The organism is Sphingobacterium sp. UDSM-2020 (assembly GCF_016132525.1).
Taxonomy (GTDB): Bacteria; Bacteroidota; Bacteroidia; order Sphingobacteriales; family Sphingobacteriaceae; genus Sphingobacterium; species Sphingobacterium anhuiense.
Map to the genome: position 1 here is coordinate 3,665,171 of NZ_CP066166.1, position 19,702 is coordinate 3,684,872.

The 19,702-nt window shown below is 40.0% G+C and carries 14 protein-coding genes; 10 read left to right on the plus strand and 4 right to left on the minus strand.

The window, feature by feature from the left end; translation table 11 throughout:
• Positions 1-30 precede the first annotated feature (30 nt).
• The 3 genes from JAZ75_RS15335 to JAZ75_RS15345 all read right to left on the minus strand — a co-directional run bounded on the left by JAZ75_RS15335 (position 31) and on the right by JAZ75_RS15345 (position 2,630).
• Positions 31-1,134, minus strand: a complete 1,104-nt coding sequence (locus JAZ75_RS15335) for an alkene reductase (protein ID WP_208696485.1) — start codon at positions 1,132-1,134, stop codon at positions 31-33.
• 67 nt (positions 1,135-1,201) lie between these two features.
• Complete coding sequence (locus tag JAZ75_RS15340) at positions 1,202-2,215, minus strand: zinc-binding alcohol dehydrogenase family protein (RefSeq protein WP_208696486.1); 1,014 nt, start codon at positions 2,213-2,215, stop codon at positions 1,202-1,204.
• Positions 2,196-2,630 (minus strand): DoxX family membrane protein, encoded by a 435-nt coding sequence (locus tag JAZ75_RS15345; RefSeq protein ID WP_021192228.1) that lies wholly within the window; start codon positions 2,628-2,630, stop codon positions 2,196-2,198. The genes JAZ75_RS15340 and JAZ75_RS15345 overlap by 20 nt, the downstream gene beginning before the upstream one ends.
• A 705-nt stretch (positions 2,631-3,335) precedes the next feature.
• Between JAZ75_RS15345 and JAZ75_RS15350 the strand changes: the two genes are divergently transcribed.
• The 8 genes from JAZ75_RS15350 (at position 3,336) to JAZ75_RS15385 (ending at position 16,620) form a co-directional block, all read left to right on the plus strand.
• Positions 3,336-5,048, plus strand: coding sequence for an FAD/NAD(P)-binding protein (locus JAZ75_RS15350; RefSeq protein WP_208696488.1), 1,713 nt, complete (start codon positions 3,336-3,338; stop codon positions 5,046-5,048).
• Between the two features lie 139 nt (positions 5,049-5,187).
• Entirely contained in the window at positions 5,188-5,778 is a 591-nt protein-coding gene (locus JAZ75_RS15355; protein ID WP_208696490.1) for an RNA polymerase sigma factor, read from the plus strand.
• A gap of 89 nt (positions 5,779-5,867) precedes the next feature.
• Complete coding sequence (locus tag JAZ75_RS15360) at positions 5,868-6,962, plus strand: FecR family protein (protein WP_208696492.1); 1,095 nt, start codon at positions 5,868-5,870, stop codon at positions 6,960-6,962.
• 73 nt (positions 6,963-7,035) lie between these two features.
• Positions 7,036-10,134, plus strand: coding sequence for a SusC/RagA family TonB-linked outer membrane protein (locus JAZ75_RS15365; protein WP_208696494.1), 3,099 nt, complete (start codon positions 7,036-7,038; stop codon positions 10,132-10,134).
• A gap of 9 nt (positions 10,135-10,143) precedes the next feature.
• Positions 10,144-11,826 (plus strand): RagB/SusD family nutrient uptake outer membrane protein, encoded by a 1,683-nt coding sequence (locus tag JAZ75_RS15370; protein WP_208696496.1) that lies wholly within the window; start codon positions 10,144-10,146, stop codon positions 11,824-11,826.
• A gap of 41 nt (positions 11,827-11,867) precedes the next feature.
• Entirely contained in the window at positions 11,868-12,809 is a 942-nt protein-coding gene (locus JAZ75_RS15375; protein ID WP_208696498.1) for a hypothetical protein, read from the plus strand.
• A complete protein-coding gene (locus JAZ75_RS15380) occupies positions 12,799-14,718 on the plus strand; it encodes an FAD-dependent oxidoreductase (RefSeq protein ID WP_208696500.1) in 1,920 nt (639 codons plus the stop codon). Before JAZ75_RS15375 ends, JAZ75_RS15380 begins: the two co-directional genes overlap by 11 nt.
• A gap of 48 nt (positions 14,719-14,766) precedes the next feature.
• Positions 14,767-16,620 carry a carbon starvation protein A gene (locus JAZ75_RS15385; protein ID WP_208696502.1) on the plus strand — a complete coding sequence of 618 codons (1,854 nt, stop codon included), beginning with the start codon at positions 14,767-14,769 and terminating at the stop codon, positions 16,618-16,620.
• Between the two features lie 321 nt (positions 16,621-16,941).
• On the opposite strand, the gene JAZ75_RS15390 is transcribed toward JAZ75_RS15385, so the two are convergent.
• Positions 16,942-17,604: an FMN-dependent NADH-azoreductase gene (locus JAZ75_RS15390; protein ID WP_208696503.1), complete on the minus strand. Its 663-nt coding sequence runs from the start codon at positions 17,602-17,604 to the stop codon at positions 16,942-16,944.
• Between the two features lie 75 nt (positions 17,605-17,679).
• On the opposite strand from JAZ75_RS15390, the gene JAZ75_RS15395 reads away from it, so the two are divergent.
• Both JAZ75_RS15395 and JAZ75_RS15400 read left to right on the plus strand, forming a co-directional pair.
• Positions 17,680-19,143 (plus strand): PLP-dependent aminotransferase family protein, encoded by a 1,464-nt coding sequence (locus JAZ75_RS15395; RefSeq protein WP_208696505.1) that lies wholly within the window; start codon positions 17,680-17,682, stop codon positions 19,141-19,143.
• Between the two features lie 82 nt (positions 19,144-19,225).
• Positions 19,226-19,663: a GNAT family N-acetyltransferase gene (locus tag JAZ75_RS15400; RefSeq protein WP_208696507.1), complete on the plus strand. Its 438-nt coding sequence runs from the start codon at positions 19,226-19,228 to the stop codon at positions 19,661-19,663.
• Positions 19,664-19,702 lie beyond the last annotated feature (39 nt).

Here is a 19,702-nt window from a genome sequence, read left to right on the forward strand (position 1 = left end):
TTTTTTCTCCTTCCATCCAGCTCGTATGAATCAGTTCATAAAAGTATAATCTGTGTATCCTCGGGCATCGCCTCCTCCAAATAAAGTATGATTGTCTGATATATCATTTAAGGGAGCTTCCAATTTAACACGTTGCGGATAATCCGGATTTGTTAAAAATTTCCTTCCAAAACCTATTAAGTCAACCAAATTGTCTGCTAATAATTTTTCTCCCTCTTCAGGAGTTTTATTTCCTGTTGCGATGATGGTATTTGTGAATTTTTTTCTCAACTCTAATCTGAATATTTCTGGAATTAAGGGTGCATCTGCCCAATCTGCTTCACAGAGATGGATGTAGGCAATATCTAATTTATTTAATTCCGTCGCGGCTAACATAATCGTATCAAGTATTTCGGCATCGTCCATATCCTTAAACGTAATGAACGGAGAAAGACGAACGCCTGTTCTTTCTTTGCCTACAGCCATAATTACAGCTTTGGTAATTTGAATTAATAATCGAATCCTGTTTTCTTGAGTACCTCCATACGCATCGATTCTTTGATTGGAGTTGCTCCGTAAAAACTGGTCAATCAAATAACCATTAGCTCCGTGAATTTCTACTCCGTCGAAACCAGCTTCTATTGCATTTTTTGCTCCTTGTGCAAATTCTTGAATGACCACCTCAATATCTTCTTGCGTCATTTCTCTTGGTTCTTCGACAGGTACAAAAGTAGCATCTCCATTGGGTGCACCATCAAATATATAAACATTCGTATCTTTTGCTATTAATGCCGATGGTGCAATAGGTTGTAATCCGTTAACTTTGGAAGATGAAACTCTTCCAACATGCCACAGTTGTAAAAAGATCTTGCTACCGGCATAATGTACGGCTTTTGTTGTTAATTTCCAACCTTCAATTTGTTCTTGGGTATAAATTCCAGGTGTTTTTGCATAGCCCTTTCCTTGTAAAGAAACTTGGGTAGCTTCTGTGATGATAAGTCCTGCAGATGCTCTTTGGGCATAGTATGTTGCCATTAAAGCATTGGGAATATCGCCGGGTTGTGATGCCCTTGAGCGTGTCATAGGAGCCATCAGGAAACGGTTTTTTAATGCTATCCCTTTCAGGATATAGGATTCGAAAAGTTTTGTAAACATTTTATTTCGTTTTGTAAATATTTTATTGATGCTATTGTGATAAAGTTGGGGTAATCTGTATTTCGGGTTAAAATTTTAGTACTACTTTACCGATTGTTTTCCCACTTTCCAATAGACGGTGCGCCTCTTTTAGGTTATCTGCCGTAAATCCTTCTATGGTCGTATTAAGGGTTGACTGTAAAGTCCGGGCATCTAAGAGTTGGGCAATTTTGTTGAGGATATGATGCTGTTCTATCAGGTCTTCTGTTTGAAACATGGAACGTGTAAACATGAGCTCCCAATGAAAGCTGACACTTTTGCCTTTTAGCTGACGGAGGTTTACCGGTTCTGTAGGATCGCTGATTGAACCTATTTTTCCCTGTGGTTTGATGAGTGCCACCATCGCATCCCAATATTGATTTACATCTACAAAATCTACAATAATATCTACCGAATCAAAACCGGTATTTCTTACTTCGTTCACTAAATCTTTGTGGTTCACAACATAGTCTGCTCCAAGTTTTTTGCACCATTCAATTGTGTCTGGTCTCGATGCTGTTGCAATAACTTGTAATCCTAAGATGTTTTTAGCTAATTGTATGGCCACGGAACCCACGCCACCTGCACCGCCGATAATCAATATGGACTTACCTTTGTCTTTGTCAGGATCCAGTCGTAAACGGTCAAACAAAATTTCGTAGGCCGTAAGCGCCGTTAAAGGCATTGCAGCAGCTTCTGCAACGCTTATCTTTTGGGGAGCAAAGCCAACAATGCGCTCGTCCACCAATTGATACTCCTGATTGGAACCGTCTTTTGTAATGTCTCCTGCGTAGAAAACATGATCTCCTTTTTTGAAAAGCGTTGCTTTATCTCCAATTTCTTCCACAGTACCTACAGCATCCCAACCAATGATTTTTGGTTCGTTCAAGACGATGTCTTTTGCGGCACCCTGTCTAATTTTATAATCGACCGGGTTGATGGAGATGGCCTCGATTTTTACTAAAATATCATGTCCTGTTGGTAGAACTATTTCTTTTTCAAATTCAATGAAGCTTTCTGCTTCGTTGATCGGTAATGATTTTTTAAATCCTATTGCTTTCATTTTGTCTAATTTTGTTTTTAAATAAGTGGTCTGCGGCATAACTGTTATTATTTATTTGGGTAATCAATTGGTAAAAAAACAAGGCATAAATCATTTGTATACCCATTGCTTCCCAATTTTCAATGGTGCTGCTTCCAAATAGTAATAAAATAATAAGGATAGCACCAGCAACACTTGTGCGATATGTAAATAAGCCAATGATGAGCAGTAATCCAATGAGGAATTCTGCGAAAGGCAAAGCCAGTCCGAATATTTTGATCGAAAGGGAAGGAAGCCAGCTTTTTTGAAAATTGGTCACCATGTTATCACTAAAAGCATCAAGTTTTGGAATACGCGCTAAGCCGTGTCCCAGCATATTGACACCCATTGCTACTCGCAGTAAAGCATAGGCGACCAAAGAATTATTTGTCTTCATATCTGTTTTGATTTATATCGATTTAATTTTTCAATAGTTTTAAATTACAGTACAAAATTAGAGTCGCAAGGCTAGGGGTTTTAGTAAATTTAAATGTTTTTTTTGTATAAATTCATTGTTATGAACTGAATAGATCTGGATACGGAGGTGATGCAATCTATCACAGCTGCCAGATCTGATCGCTGGGGTGAAATATTAGGGACGAAGTTATCGGAACGCAGAAAATGATGCTATAATAAGTATAAACTATTGCGATCGGTGGTTTATGCCTGTTGGCTTTACACAAATACTTGATTTTACCGTTAGCAGAACTTTGCGAGCGATACGTTGTTATCCTTGCGAATATGCGATGCGGTGTTTATAAGAATTGAGGTATTTCCCGGAAAGGATCTATTTTTAAAATTTTAGCGAAACAATAGTCGAGCTGAAATTTGGACCATATGCTCTTTATTCAACATGAATGAGGAGGAGAGCGAGACTACCTTTTTTTAAGGTTTCCTCATGGAAAAATTGTCGGAGAGCATAATACTTGGATCATCAGGATCGATCATTCGGAGAATATTATTTAAGCTCATGGGAAAATGAAAGTGACCTGTAGGACACAATGTAAAAATCGACCATCCACAGTATGCCGATAGCATATTTGATGGAAAGTAAAATCAGTAGAAAGTTGACGTGTAAAATTAATCAATAGCCTTAAATTGTATGGACAATCAAAAATTAAGTTCCATTGCGCTGATCGGTGGGGGCCCAGCCGCTTTATTTATGTTAAAGGAGATTGTCAACCAAAATCTTGCGGTTGAACATATCTCCATTTTCGAAAAAAATGAACGTTTGGGAGTTGGAATGCCTTATGGTAAATATGGGGCCCGTAAGGAACACTTGGCCAATGTTTCGGCCAACGAAATTCCAGCATTAATTGACGACGTCCCGACTTATCTGTCACGTTATGCTGGAACTGATTTTCCGGATTACTATGCGCATGGTAAATCGAATCCCTATCAGGTTTTACCAAGGCTTCTTTTAGGGGATTATCTTGAAAATCAATTTCACCAATACATAGCCTTGGCCATCAAGCGTAAAATAAAGGTGGAGGTTTTTACCGAGACCGAAGTGATTGATCTGGTATATGATAGGGCAAATGAATTTTACTCCGTATTTACGGCCACTGATGATGAATATGAGGCTGAAATGGTTGTTATCTGTACCGGGCATTATTGGCCCGAAACTTTTGAAGGAAAGATAAAAGGGTGGTACGATTCGCCCTATCCACCTACTAAATTTGATCAAATGACTAATTTTCCGGTAGCTATTAAGGGTGCTTCTCTTACTGCTGTCGATGCCGTAAAGACATTATCTCGTCTGAACGGCCGTTATATCGTTGAGAATGATCAGGTGAGTTATGTACTGCATGAAGAATCGCCCAATTTTTCGATCCATTTATTTTCGACAGGTGGTTATCTACCTGCACTGCGTTTTCATTCGGAAGAGGAACCTTATGCGGTATCCTGGTCCATGACACTGGATGAAATTTATGAATACAAAGAGAAAAATGACGGTTTTGTAGATCTTGACTACGTTTTTGAGCGGAATTTTAAATGTCCGTTGCAGAAAAGTGATCCTGCTTTTTATGAAAAGATAAAAGAAATGACGATTGAGGAGTTTGTGGAAGAAATGCTGCGCATCCGAAATGAACTTGACAGTTTTACGCTTTTTAGAGCGGAATATCTCGAAGCAAAAAAATCCATTGACAGAAGGCAGTCGATATCCTGGAAGGAAAAACTGGCTGCTTTCAGCTATGCCATGAACTATCCTGCTAAACACTTCTCTGCAGAAGATATGCTTCGGTTGCGGAGGGTTTTAATGCCGCTCATCAGCGTAATCATTGCTTCTTTGCCTCAGGAATCCTACAGAGAAATTATTGCTTTATATGAAGCTGGTGTCATAGACCATATTCAAGTCGATAAAGCAAGTCAGGTAGACCCTCATCATGATTTCGGTGCCATTTATAGCTACATGGACACTGAGGGTAAACAAAAGAAAACGCATTATCAATTATATGTTGACGGTACAGGACAACAACCATTGGAATTTAATGACATGCCGTTTGATGGGATCAAAAACGAGGGTCTGATCAGTACAGGATACCTGAATTTTAAGAATAAGTCTGAAGGGGAGAAGTATTTTAACGAAAAGGGTTATCATGTGAAAAGCAGTACTAACAATTTTTATATGCAGGTAAAGGGACTGAGTATTAATGACCATTTTCAGGCACTTGATGCTTTTGGAAGTGCTACTAAAAATCTATTTATTATGGCTGTACCATTTATTGGCGGGCTGAATCCGGATTATTCAGGTCTTGACTTCTGTGACACAGCAAGTGAGCGTATAGTGAAGTTCATAAAGAATAAGGGATAAGATCTCACCGTTTTGTTTTGCGCTTTTATATTAAGAAGATACTTTTTTAATAATGTATACCCCTAATGTTTTTATTTTGAAAAATTTATCTTTACTTTGACTTTAACGTTCATGCCAATTAAATGTTAAACCAATAGTGATGTCTCCAAAAGAACTAGCAACACTCGAAAAATTGAAAGATGGGGATTTAACTTCATTTAATGCTATTTATTTTCAATATTCTCCAAAGATCTATGTGCGGCTGATCAAATTGGTAAAAGATCCAGTTGTAGCAGAAGAAATCTTGCAGGATGTATTTACTAAAGTGTGGGTGAACCGCGCTAAGATCGATCCCACTAAAGGTTTCACCTCTTTCCTCAATCATATTTCGGATAATTTGGCTATAGATTTTTTTCGCAAGGTGCAGCGTGATAAGTCATTACAAATGGAGCTGTGGGTGTCGGCAGTAGAATTGTATTATCATACAGAGGAACATATTTATTTAAAAGATACGCAGGACATTTTAGCAAAGGCAATTGATTCGTTGAGTCCAAAGCGGAAGGAAATTTTGATCCTCAATAAATTTCATGAAAAAAGCTATAAAGAAATAGCTGAAGAACTCGATATTTCGGTTTCTACTGTTAGCAATCAACTGGTCAGTGCACTTAAAGATATAAAAGAATATATTCAAAAAAACTACCGAAATGAGGCTATAATCAGCTTTTTGGCCACTTTACTATTTAAATTTTAAAAATAATTGAAATGGCAATAGTGTGTTTCTTTCTGACAGACGTATAGAGAGTTAAATACAGCAATGTATTCGACTAATTATAAACTGTTTTGAAAGGACATTTTTTTAGAAATAAGCTAGCGGAGTATATTCATCATACACTCGACTTAAAGGAATATGAAGCATTTTTTGATGAGCTGAATGAGGTGGATCCTGTTCTGCTTCAGCAATGGATCTCAGAAATTCTAGAGGCGGAAGAAGAAGGTGCGCGCGCACGTATTCCAATTCCTGATCTTTCCAGGGTTCATCAACAAGTTCTCCAAAAGGTGTATGCGATAGATCCTCCGGTGGAGCGAAAAACTCGAAAAATAACATACTGGATATGGGCATCTAGCGCGGCGGTCTTGTTATGTCTATTTTCGCTGCTGTATATCTTCTCCCCGAATATACAAGAGGAGACTGTCAACAAATCTATGTTATCCTGGTATGAAAACAGTCATCATTATACCATCGATATGCAACTTCCTGATAGCTCTATCGCTATTCTGTATCCACATGCGAAGATCAGTTATGTGCTCAATGAGGAAGGGAACCGTGAGATTAAGCAGGTGCAGGGAAAGGTGATTTATAAAGTCCATAAAAATCCAAAGGCTCCTTTTACGGTTAATTATAGGGGCTATGTAACGAAGGCGCTGGGAACAGTGTTTAGTGTCGATCCCCAAGCGGATGAAAATATTTTGATTAAACTTTTGGAGGGTAAGGTATCGGTCGGCCTGTTTGATGCGCGACCACAAGATCTCGTATACCTGAATGGGAATGAAGAGGTGAAAGTTGATCTGAGGTTGCATACAATGACCAAAATGTCGGCTAAGGTTTTGGAAAAATCCCGTTTAGCACGAGTAGATAAAAAACTGAGTGAGCTTATTCCAAGTTTTAATGCCAATGTCGCCTGGACCAGTCAATCCGTTGAATTCAGCCAAACCAAAAATACGCAGCTTCTCCAGGTGATTGAAAACTTATATGAAGTGTCTATTATCTGTGAAAGTGCGGAATTACGATCCAATTCATTTACAGGAAGCCTCAACAGAAAAGAGCCTCTTGAAAAATTCTTAACTAATTTCTGTCAATTAAATGGTTGCTCGTTCCGTCTTGATAATGGAATCGTCACCTTAAGCAATTCAGCAAGAAAGGAGGATCCAAATTAGGAAATCAACCCTTAATTATACCTAAAAAATAAAACGACCAGTTTTTAATTTTTAATAACCAATACTTAAAATTATGAAGCATATTTTAATCAAATTAATGCTAATGGGACAGCTATTTCTATACTTTTCTGTAGGATTTGCCCAGTCCAACCTGAAAGTTAGCGGCAAAGTTGTGGATGCCGAGGGAAATTCGTTACCCGGTGCTACCATCGATCTCATTCATGAGAAAACGAACAAGAAATGGAATTTTGTTGCTGATCATGACGGATTATTCATCTTGAGCCCCTTGGTAGAAGGGGAGAGCTATTCCATTTATGGGCATCATGTAGGTTATGCTGCTGATTCTGTCAAACATTTTGTAGCGACCTCAAGTAGTAAAAATGCGATTCTTATCCGATTGAAAACCAATACAGGTACCATTGACGAAGTTGTGGTCATCGGTTACGGATCTGTTCAGAAAAAGGATCTGACAGGAGCTGTTTCGACGGTATCGGGCAAGGATATCCAGGTACGTAAATCCACACAGCTGTCGCAAGCACTGCAGGGATCGGTGCCGGGTGTGATGGTCACCCGATCCAATAATGCGCCGGGTAGTACGGCTCAAGTACGGGTACGGGGGATTACAACGATTACTGAAGGGGGAATGAACCCGCTTATTATATTGGACGGTGTTCCGATTGCCGACATGAATGCCGTCAATCCAAATGATGTCGAGAACATAACGGTATTGAAAGATGCGGCTTCAGCTTCTATATATGGGGCAAGGGCGGCCGCCGGGGTGATCTTGATTACTTCGAAGCGCGGTGAAGAGGGGAAAGTCGCGCTGGAGTATAACGGCGAATATGGTTTTGAAAAACCTACGCAATTGCCGGATTATGTAGATGCAGTGAGGTATCTACAATTAAGTAACGAGTTGCGCTGGAACGATAACAACAACAATGAAAATAAATACCCGATCTATAGCAAAGATATGATTGATAATTATCGACAAAATAATGCTGAAAACCCGGACCAGTATCCCATGACAGACTGGAGAAAAATGATTCTGAAAAATTCGGCTCCCCGGCAGTCGCATCTGCTCTCGGTAACCGGTGCAGGAAAAGCATTGCGTACACGTTTTTCTCTTGGATATGACCATGCCGATGGCCTATATATGGACCGCAATTATAAACGGATCACTGCACGTGTGAACAATGACGTGAAGATCAATGATTTTATTTCATCGATTATTGATATCAATTTTAAACGCAGCATCAACGAAAATCCTTCCATAGACCCTATGTACCGTATCGGTATAACTGCTCCTATATACGCAGGGCAGTGGCAGGACGGGCGCGTAGCCTCGGGCAAAGATGGTGACAATATCTACGGCATGCTCACTCAGGGCGGCTTTAAAAACTACCAGTACAATCAGATCGCCGGTAAATTGGCTCTGGATGTCAAACCTTTGGAAGGATTGAAATTGACGGGTGTGTTTTCGCCACTTTTAAATTTCGATAAATCGAAACTGTTTACCAAAAAAGTTCCCTATACCGCCTGGAACAATCCTGCTCAAAATATTGGTTTTATCAATGGATATAACCAAACTAGTCTGGATGAAAGCCGCATCGAAAGCTATGAATATACTGCGCAATTTTTAGCTAATTATCAAAAAAGCATTAAAAAACATAATTTCAATGTGCTGGCTGGATATGAATCCTACTATTATTTTAATGAGAATTTGTCTGCCTCAAGAGATCAGTATTTATTGACCAATTATCCTTACCTGAACTTAGGTCCGCTCGAATTCAGGGATAATGCCGGTGGGGCTTACGAAAATGCCTACCGCTCGTATTTTGGACGTATCATGTACAATTTTGACGATAGATATTTTGTGCAGGCCAATGTGCGTTACGATGGTTCTTCACGCTTTTCTCCGCACTACCGTTGGGGTACTTTCCCTTCTTTTTCTGTCGGCTGGACTGTGAGTCAGGAAAGTTTTTTAAAGGATATTTCATGGGTTGATTTTTTAAAGGTCAGGGCCTCTTATGGTACTTTAGGAAACGAACGTATCGGTAATTATCCCTATCAGGCATTGTTAAAATTTGAAAACAGCTCCTTATTCTACAAAGGCAATGAAGTCGTTTCTGCGCAATCGGCGGCACAATGGCAGTATGCCATCCGTGATATTTCGTGGGAGAAAACAGAATCTTTTGATGTAGGACTGGATTACGTCGGTTTCAGTAATCGGTTAAATTTTACTTTTGATTATTATAAGAAGATTACCAATGATATGTTACTGGAACTGCAGATCCCGCAGTACATCGGATTTGATAACCCAAATCAAAATACGGGTAAGATGCATACCAAAGGTTGGGAGCTGGTATTGGGATGGAAGGATAGGGTAGGCGATTTTAGTTATGGCGTAAATGTTAATCTCTCGGATTTTAAATCGGTAATGGGAGATCTGGGAGGAACAGAATTTTTAGGTGATCAAATTAAAATCCAGGGAAGTCAATTTAATGAGTGGTATGGTTACGTGTCTGACGGACTGTACCAGACACAGGAAGAGGTGAGCAATTCGGCTGTGCTGAATGCGAATGTCAAAGCTGGGGATGTACGATACCGCGATATCTCGGGTCCAGAAGGGGGACCGGATGGGAAAATATCGCCAGAATATGATCGGGTACTGCTCGGAGGATCTCTACCACGCTATATGTACGGCGGTATGGTGAATATTGGATATAAAGATTTGAGTTTTTCTTTTGTATTTCAAGGGGTGGGCAAACAGCATGTGCGCCTTACAACCGATATGGTGCAACCTTATCAACAAAACTGGGGAAATTTTCCTATGATTTTAGATGGGGAGACCTGGTCCAATTACAATACCGCAGAACAAAACAGTGCTGCGCGATATCCCCGTTATTCTAACACTTCTGCTAATAATAACTACGCGATGTCAGATTTTTGGTTGTTTAACGGCCGTTATTTCAGATTAAAAACAATTGGAGTTAATTATAATATCCCTACTGGTTTATTGACCAAATATAAAATCAAGGGGCTTGGGATTTCGGGAACAATCAGCGATCTGTTTACCGCTAATAAATATCCTAAAGGCTGGGATCCGGAATTGACAAGTTTTGCTTACCCCATCACGACCTCATTTTTACTGGGGTTATCATTAAAATTTTAAATCATCATTATGAAAAATATAGTTCTCTTGATTTGTGGTTTTATCCTGTTGCAGGGTTGTCACTCACTTGATCTTAATCCTTTATCCGATGGGTCGAGCGAAACGTGGAATAGTACACCGGAAGAATTGGAAATGTCTTTGAACGGACTTTATAAAGAGGTATTCTGGAAAAAAGATCTGGACGACTGGACGGATGACTGGATCTATCGAGATGGTTTGACAGAAGTGACCAATGCGACATTGAATGGTCAGTCTGCCTTTATTAAGACCTGGTGGCTGGATACGTATAAAGCGATTGCCCGCGCAAACACGATTATCAAAGGAGCCGACAGGGCGAAAGATAAACTATCTCCGGTGCAGTTGAGCATTTTTGTTGCTGAGGCTAGATTCGTGCGGGCATGTATGTATTCGACTTTGTTGAGCCACTTTGGACATGTGATCTATACCGACGATATCTTGGATATTGAGCAGGCGAAAAACCTGAAACAGTCAACACCTGAGTTCGTCCTGCAGAAAATATATGAAGATTTTGACTATGCCATCGCAAATTTAAAATTAAAGAACACCAGTACGGAACTGCAGCGTGCGACAAAAGGGGCTGCTATGGCGATGAAAAGCCGAATAGCCTTATATAGGGGGGACTTTGCGACTGCACGCGATGCGGCCAAAGCCTGTATGGATCTCAAACAGTACAGCCTGCATCCTAGCTTTGCGAATCTTTTTCTGTCTTCGACAAAAAAATCAGCCGAAAGTATCTTTTTATTACCCAGATCTATTGCTTTAAAAGTTGCTTTGGGCGATCGTCAGAATTTTATTTCACGCAATTCCGGTGGTTGGGCCGCGAAAGATCCTTCCTGGGATCTGTTATTTGCATTCACGTGCACAGACGGATTAGAGGTGGATAAATCACCGCAATTTGTTCCTTCAAATCCGTTTATCAACCGGGATCCTAGATGCAAAGAAACCATTGCCGCTTTTGATGAACCGTTGCTTGATTATATCTACACACCACATCCTGAGGCTGTCAATGTACTGAAAATTTCAACGGGTAAAATGGTGGTCAATAATGATAATCGTGTCAATGCTCAATATGCATCTTTTAATGGTCTGGTCTGGCGAAAAGGTGTGGACAGCGATTGGTTGTTAAATAGCTGGCAAACGGAACCGGATAATATTATTATCCGATATGCTGATGTGTTATTAATCTATGCCGAAGCTAAGATTGAATTAAATGATATCGATCAAAGTGTTGCGGACGCGATCAATATGGTCCGAGCGCGGGCTTATGGTGTCGAATTTCATTCGCCAGATTACCCTGCTGTAAAAGCTGCCGATCAACTGAGTTTAAGAAAGGCTTTACGAACGGAAAGAAGGATGGAATTTGCGCTAGAGGGATTACGCTACATGGATCTGATCCGCTGGAAATTAGCGGAGAAAGCTCTGAATAAATCAAACTATGGTCTTTTGGATCCTGCGGATCTCTTGGCGAAAGTGGTTAAAACGGGTAAATGGTTTCTTCCGAATGCACCTGCAATAGATGCTGATGGTCTACCTGATTTTAGTTCCTTCCACCAACAGGGGTTAGTCAAAACCATTGCGGTTCGGAAGTTTGATGCTTCAAAGCAATATTTATGGCCTATTCCTTCAACGGAGGTGTTAACCAGTGGTTTAATTCAAAATCCCAACTATTGATGAAGGGCTTAAAACTAATATTTTGGAAGGGGTAGGGGCTTATGATGAACCATTGGATGATCCTGTTTTTGTTTCTGCTGTCTTTTCAATCGAAAGGACAACAGAAACCTATTGTTCCAGAAGTCTCGATTGAATACCGGGTAAATGACACCCTTGAAATACAGGTAAATCTGATTCAGGATCAAAAGACCTCGGCTTACTTTTATCATACTTTTCTCGCGACGGATATTTGCAATGATAAGGTATGTCTTCCTATTCAAGTAGAGCTGTTCTGGAATTTGATGGGCGAATATGATCATTTTTCAGTTCCCCAAGGTCAGGTATTTACCAAATTTGACCATCAGTATTTTGATCAGACGGATTATGATTTATTACAGGAAATCTTGCTTGATACGCTCTCTCCGATCCGGGATTATGCTGTGGAAGAGTTTCTGGACAAGAAGGAACAAAAATATTCGGTAGAACTGGATGCAATAACTCGTCCGACATTGAAAGTCTTTTCAAATGTGACAGTGCCCGGAGCTTTATATACGGTCTATGCGTTATGGCATATTGTGAATGGGAACATCAAACAATTGATTCGGAATCAGCTGGATGTGGTTTATAAACAACATCAATTCGCTGATTTTTTCGCAACATCCAATAACGCCTCTTACCAAGAATATTACCTGGAGAAGTTAACTGGTGATCAGGTCGTTGCGGCAGAGCCGATTTTGGTCCGTTTACTTTTTTCACATGATGACTATATTCCGCATTATGCCTGGAGAAAATTGGGAGCAGCTTACTATGCTGATCCCGAACGGTATAATAACTTGCTGAAAGATCTGGAAAAGCTTAAACCGCATCTGCAATTGGTGGTTTTAAGAAGCTTAAGCCGGCCGAACCTGCGAACCAAAGAAATTTTAATGGATAAAGCACAAAGTACAATTTTATTGCAAAATCAAAAAGAACTTATTTATAAACTGTTGAATTATGAAAAATAATCGAAGATCATTTTTAAGAAATTTAGGAATCGGGTCTGGAGCCCTATTGGTAAACCCGGTGTTTGGTATGAGCAGGGATGAACCTGCTGATTCTTCAGGTGGGGCTGCCGAGCATAGTGCATTTATTGCGTCGGATGTTTTTGTGACAAGAAATCTTAAGACAGATTTTCTTGTTGCAGGGGGTGGGATGGCAGGTGTCTGTGCCGCTTTGGCCGCAGCCCGCAATGGGATGAAGGTTATCTTCATTCAAAACCGTTCGCGATTAGGTGGAAATGCAAGTTCAGAAATCCGCATGCATATCTGCGGGGCGTCGCAATTAAATCAAGTCTGGCGGGAGTCTGGACTTCTGGAAGAAATTTTGCTGACAGAGGCGGCCATCAACCCCCAGCGCTGCTGGGAAATGTTGGATTATGTTATGTACGATAAGGTGCTGACAAACCCCAATATCACCTTACTTTTTGATACTTCATTGTATGAGGTGGTCCGAAAAGGGAAGCGTATCGAATCCATCAAAGCTTATTGCTCGCAAACAGAGGAAATCTACGATATAAAAGCGCAGTATTTCGCAGATTGTACCGGTGATGGTACTTTGGCTGCTTTGGCCGCGGCAGATTTCATGCGTGGAAGGGAGGCTAAATCTGAATACAATGAACCTCTAGGTCTGGATAAGCGTGATGATATCACCATGGGAAACAGTTTATTGTTTCAATCTACTGAACACGATAGACCTATGCCTTTTAAGGCACCTTCCTGGGCGAGGAAGTATCAGTTTGAAGATTTCAAACACCGGAAGATTCATTCTTGGGAATATGGATACTGGTGGATTGAGCTGGGGGGACTGGAAAATATTGTTCAAGACGGTCAGAAAATAAGACATGACCTCATGGCCGTGGTATTCGGTGTCTGGGACTACATCAAAAACTCAGGAAACCACCCTGAATCCGCTAATTGGGCACTGTCGTGGCATGGGGCTATTCCGGGGAAACGGGAGAGCAGACGGATCAAGGGTGATTATGTTCTGACACAGAATGATGTGCTTAAGCAGGAAAATTTTGAAGACCGGGTAGCTTATGGTGGATGGCCATTGGATGATCATCTCCCTGCAGGGATGGACGATACCTCGTTAAGTCCATTTCGATCTATCGGTCTTAAAGGTCCATATTCAATTCCTTTGCGCTGTTTATATAGTAACTCTGTTGATAATCTTGTGATGGCCGGAAGAAATATTTCGGTTACCCATGTTGCTTTATCTACAACACGGGTAATGGCAACATGCGCAACATTGGGGCAGGCCATAGGGACGGCTGTTGCTTTTGCGGTGAACAATAAAATGAAAGTCAATCAAATTGTTGGAAATAAGGAAAAGTTGCAGGAATATCAGCAGCTGTTGCTGAGACAGGATCAAGCGATTCTGAATATTAAGAATTTAGACAAGAAAGATCTGGCTTTGCTGGCATCCATTACTGCAAGCAGTGAATCGGATGGTGGTTTGGCTAATCTGGTAACCGATGGTATAAACCGTGATATTGCCGATGGTAAATTACATCAATGGCGTGCGGCGATGAGTTCGGGTGAGCAGTTTTTGGAGTTAAAATGGAAAAGCCCACAGGAGCTGTCTTTAATCGAATTTACTTTTGATACAGGTCTGAATAGGCATCTGAGACTTTCTGGAGAAAATGGAACGATGAAAAATCAAGTACGGGGTCCGCAGCCTGAGACCATTAGTGATTATCAGGTTGAGTGCTATCTGAAAGATCGTCTGCTGCATAAAATTGAATGTAAAGACAATTTCTTACGGAAGGTAGCACATTCTTTTAATACAAGTAAGGTGGATCGTGTGCGTTTTGTAGCCAAGAAAACACATGGTGACAAATATGCTAAAGTATTTGAAATTAGATGTTATGCTTAGTAATAACGGACTGTTTTTTGCTTGTTGTTTTTTTATCAATCCTTTATTATGGTCGCTACATTTGAATTTCTCGATAATATGAATGCCTTAACGTTGGTGTTTGTTTCGCTTTTGATCTTTGCGATCGCATATCGTTTTTACGGAATTTTTATTTCCAGAAAGGTCTTACGGCTCAACGATACCATAGCAACGCCGGCAGTTGAGTTTGCCGATGGTCACGATTATGTAAAGACGGACCGTAAAGTGTTGTTTGGTCATCATTTCGCTGCTATTGCGGCAGCAGGTCCGCTCGTTGGACCTGTACTGGCGGCGCAGTTTGGTTATCTTCCCGGGACATTATGGATCTTGATCGGCTGTGTATTAGGAGGGGGAGTTCACGATATGGTCGTTCTATTTGCATCTGTACGACATAAAGGACAGAGTTTGGCCACTATTGCAGCGAAGGAAATAGGGCCTATCGTAGGTGGTATTGCCGGTATTGCGGTTTTATTTATCTTGATCCTGACGCTTGCTGGGCTATCGCTGGCCTGCATAAGTGCGATGCATGAAGCACCCTGGTCTTTATTTACGATCATACTCACAATGCCCATAGCTATATTTATGGGGTTACTGATGCGTTATCGTCCTGGATCGGTGACACTTGCTAGTGTATTGGGCGGTATTTTACTGCTCGTAGGTATTATTGGGGGGCATCGGCTAATGGCAATACCGGTTATCCATGATCTATTTGATTGGGATGTGAAGACGATTTCGATCGCAATCGCAGTTTATGGTTTTTTTGCTTCCGTGCTACCGATCTGGTTTCTTTTAGTACCCCGCGATTATCTTTCGACTTACTTGAAGATCGGTACGATACTGATGCTTGCTGTTGGTGTCATATTTGTCCATCCAACGTTGCAGATGCCTGCCCTGACGAGTTTTATTCATGGTGGCGGTCCGGTTATCGGTGGGCCTGTGCTTCCTTTCATTTTTATAGTGATTGCCTGCGGTGCTATTTCGGGTTTTCATGCGATCATCGCAACGGGTACTACTCCCAAAATGTTGGGTAAAGAAAGAGAAATACTCTTTGTAGGTTATGGCGCGATGCTTGTCGAAGGGTTTGTGGCACTTATGGCCTTAATTGCAGCGTGTACCTTAATGCCGGGAGATTATTTTGCGATCAATACACCTGTGGATGATTATGCGCAATTTTTGAAGCTTCATCCACATCTTCATACCGTAGATCTGCCTCATTTTATTGAGCGGATTGGTGTGGATCTGCATGGACGTACCGGAGGTGCTGTTTCGCTGGCTGTCGGTATGGCACATATTTTTGATAAAGTCCCATTTATGGATGATATTATGGCTTATTGGTATAATTTTGCCATTATGTTTGAAGCGGTATTTATCTTGACAGCAATTGATGCAGGTACCCGGGTAGGGCGCTTTTTTTTGCAGGAAATGTTGGGTTCAGTGATTCCGGCATTTAAAGATAAAGACTGGAAACCGGGAGTTTGGTTGTGCAGTGCTCTGTTTACACTTTCTTGGGGATACTTGGTGTTCACGGGTAATGTCAGTAGTATCTGGCCGTTATTTGGCATTAGTAATCAATTACTGGCCGCCTGCGGATTGATTGTGTGTACCACCATGCTGCTTCGGATGAACAGGGGTAAATATGCATTATGTACGGCTCTACCGGGAGTATTCATGGCGTCGATCACTTTCTGGGCCGGATATCTGCAGATTACGGATATTTATCTCCCTAAAGGTCAGATGCTTTTGGCCTCATTGGCTATCTTGGCTATGCTTTTAATGTTACTCGTATTCATAGGAACTTTTAGAAAGTGGTACCTTTTATTAAGGACAGATACAAAAATTGTAGATCAAAATGGAGAAATCGTAAAGGCTTTAGTAGAGCGATAAATCGATAAAGAGCAAATTGTCCTTCTAACAGTTGAACAGAAGGTTCATAATACAAATGCCTTAAAAGCGCCTTATCTATAGCGCTTTAAGGGCATTTGTATCTAGCTAAAAACCGAAATCTTACCTACATTTTCGTTTTTCTAGTAATCGTATAATATGGATGTATTTGTTTAATTTAAAAAATGAGAGCCCGTTGATGTTTTAATAAAAATAAGATAATCAAAGTCATCTCTTTCTGTTGGACAACTCTTCGCCTTTAGTAGCTTTCAATTACGTTATTAATGATGTATTTACTTTAAAACCAAGGATTACATAACGATATTAAGAGCTAATGGATTTGATAAGCTCAATCGTTTCTTGATGTGCTATGGTTATATTCTTGTTGTATTCTTCTTGATTATTTGCAGCTCCATCGAGGGTTATGACATAAATTTCATCGATCCCAATGACATGGAAAACCCTTTTTAAATAATCGGTCTGAAAATCGATATGTTCATTATAGCCACCTTTTTCATATCCCTGAGATCCTCTTGTCAGTAATAAAACGACCTTTTTATTTGTTAGGAGTCCGATATATGGATTTTGGATATTATCGGGATTGTATTTCCAGGTTTCGTTGATACGAACTATTTGATCAATATAAGCTTTTAGACTACTGGGTATCGACCAATTGTACATAGGTGTAGCAACAACGATGATATCGGCATCTTTTAATTCTTTAATGTATTCATCGCTTTTTTTTAAAGCATTCAATTCATCCTGCGTTCTGTTTTCTATTGGTTTAAATGCTGCGCTGATCCATTCTTCTGTGATATGGGGTATGGATTGGTTTCCCAATTCGCGATGTTGAATTTTAGTATTTAACTGTATTTTTTGCCAATGTCCGATCAAGGTTTCGGCGAGATTTCTACTTTTAGCGTTTCTATTTCTTGCACTTGAATTAATCACCAGCAGGTTTTTTAATTCCTTATTCTGTGAGCTCATATTTATTTTTTTGACAAAAATAGATGTAAATTGACTTACATTTGTATACCAAAAAATATATAATATACAGCCCAGATGTTGCCTTATAAATCTTTAATACATATTGACAGATCGTCTTCTGTATCGCTCTATATTCAGGTATGTAATCATTTTATAGCATTAATAACAGATGGTACCCTGCAACCGGCCGATAGATTACCGAGTACCCGAAATCTGGCGTTATTGATCGGCATTGATCGCAATACAGTTAAATTGGCCTATGAAGAATTAATTAGTCAGGGTTGGACGGAATCTGTGGAACGAAAAGGCGTGTATGTCTTATCTAGTTTGCCTATTCTAACGAAAAAGGATAGGCATGAAGTAAAAAACCAAACGGAAAAGCAGGATGCATTTATATGGACGAATAAGTTTACACATACCATTTTAAGTAAGAATTATCAAAAAACGCAGTTAGCAATTGATGATGGTTTTCCGGATGTCAGGCTTGCTCCAATAGATGAATTAATGCGGGAGTACAGAAGTATATCCCGAAAATTCTATGGCCGTAATTTCTTAAAATATGGTAACGCAAAAGGATCCGAAAATTTAAGAGAGTCGTTATGTGACTATCTTTCTACAACCCGTGGATTAAATGTTAATGCAGATGATATGCTGATTACCAAGGGAAGCCAGATGGGTATTTATCTATCGGCTCAACTACTGCTTGAACAGGGAGATCTGATTGCAGTAGGGGTTTCAAATTACGCCACGGCTGATGAGATTTTTAAACAAACCGGTGCCCAGCTGTTAAGGGTTCCAATGGATGAGTATGGAATGGATGTCGATTACCTTGAAAAGATACTGAAGAAAAAAAAGATAAAAGCAGTCTATCTAATTCCCCATCATCATTGCCCTACGACCGTTACGTTGAGTATGGAACGCCGGTTGAAATTTCTGATGCTTGCTAAGGCGCATAAATTTGCAATTATTGAAGATGATTATGACTTTGATTTTCATTATGCCAATAAACCTTTTTTGCCTTTAGCCAGTATAGACCATAATGAAAATGTTATCTATATCGGATCGGTCACTAAAACTTTTGCTCCTGCACTACGTATTGGATTTATGACTGGGCCATCCAGTTTTATTCGTGCCGCTACGGTCTTAAGAGAGCTTATCGATAGGCAAGGCGATACGATTTTGGAGGAAGCTTTTGCTTCGTTATTTAAGGAAGGGGAGATGAATAGATTTTATAGAAAAGCATTGAAGATCTATAAGGCTCGAAGGGATATGTTCTGCGAACTGCTCAACGTTCATTTTGCGAATGAAATTGAATTTAAAGTTCCGGAGGGAGGACTAGCGGTATGGTCCGTTTTTGATAAAGCAATCGATCTAGTAAAATTATCCGATAATGCTTCAAAAAATGGGCTTTTTATTGACAATGGTCTGTTTTATAAAAATGAATTATTTGCAACAAACGGACTTCGAATGGGCTTTGCTTCATTAGATGAAAAAGAGCAAATGGAAGCTTGTGCAATCTTGAAAAAAAGTATCAGGTAATTTGGATCTGGGCTGTCCTTTATTAGAAATCTGGTCTATTTAGTTCTTCAAAATGTGTTTTAATTTTACAAAAAAATAGAACATGGAAGATACGTATGAGATTAAAACTATTCAGTCAGCGCTAGAAATGCAACAGTGCTTAGAAGTTGCTCTGGTACTGAGACCCCATTTATCCAAAAGCAAATGGTCGGATCGTATAACAGAAATGGTTGCCCATGAAAAATATACGTTAAAGGGAATTTTTAAAAAAGAGCAAATTATTGCTTTTATTGGTTATCGTATCATGACAACTCTGCACAGTGGACATATCATTTATATTGATGATCTATGTACGTTAGAAAGTTATAGAGGCCGTGGATTTGCCAGCCAATTATTAATGTATGTTAGGGAATTGGCTTCGTCTCAACATATGGATGCAGTAGTTCTGGATACCGGTTTTGATAATCACACAGCACAAAAGCTCTATTTTAACCATGGATTTACGCTCTCTGCTGTGCACTTACATGCTTATTTAAGGTAATGTTTTTGGACGACTACGTGTTCTGTTGTGAGATGTTAA

Bases quoted from the DNA above. Each gene is read 5' to 3' on its own strand.
- JAZ75_RS15335 (WP_208696485.1), bottom strand. From the start codon at position 1,134: ATGTTTACAAAACTTTTCGAATCCTATATCCTGAAAGGGATAGCATTA.
- JAZ75_RS15340 (WP_208696486.1), bottom strand. From the start codon at position 2,215: ATGAAAGCAATAGGATTTAAAAAATCATTACCGATCAACGAAGCAGAA.
- JAZ75_RS15345 (WP_021192228.1), bottom strand. From the start codon at position 2,630: ATGAAGACAAATAATTCTTTGGTCGCCTATGCTTTACTGCGAGTAGCA.
- JAZ75_RS15350 (WP_208696488.1), top strand. From the start codon at position 3,336: ATGGACAATCAAAAATTAAGTTCCATTGCGCTGATCGGTGGGGGCCCA.
- JAZ75_RS15355 (WP_208696490.1), top strand. From the start codon at position 5,188: ATGTCTCCAAAAGAACTAGCAACACTCGAAAAATTGAAAGATGGGGAT.
- JAZ75_RS15365 (WP_208696494.1), top strand. From the start codon at position 7,036: ATGAAGCATATTTTAATCAAATTAATGCTAATGGGACAGCTATTTCTA.
- JAZ75_RS15370 (WP_208696496.1), top strand. From the start codon at position 10,144: ATGAAAAATATAGTTCTCTTGATTTGTGGTTTTATCCTGTTGCAGGGT.
- JAZ75_RS15375 (WP_208696498.1), top strand. From the start codon at position 11,868: ATGATGAACCATTGGATGATCCTGTTTTTGTTTCTGCTGTCTTTTCAA.
- JAZ75_RS15380 (WP_208696500.1), top strand. From the start codon at position 12,799: ATGAAAAATAATCGAAGATCATTTTTAAGAAATTTAGGAATCGGGTCT.
- JAZ75_RS15385 (WP_208696502.1), top strand. From the start codon at position 14,767: ATGGTCGCTACATTTGAATTTCTCGATAATATGAATGCCTTAACGTTG.
- JAZ75_RS15390 (WP_208696503.1), bottom strand. From the start codon at position 17,604: ATGAGCTCACAGAATAAGGAATTAAAAAACCTGCTGGTGATTAATTCA.
- JAZ75_RS15395 (WP_208696505.1), top strand. From the start codon at position 17,680: ATGTTGCCTTATAAATCTTTAATACATATTGACAGATCGTCTTCTGTA.
- JAZ75_RS15400 (WP_208696507.1), top strand. From the start codon at position 19,226: ATGGAAGATACGTATGAGATTAAAACTATTCAGTCAGCGCTAGAAATG.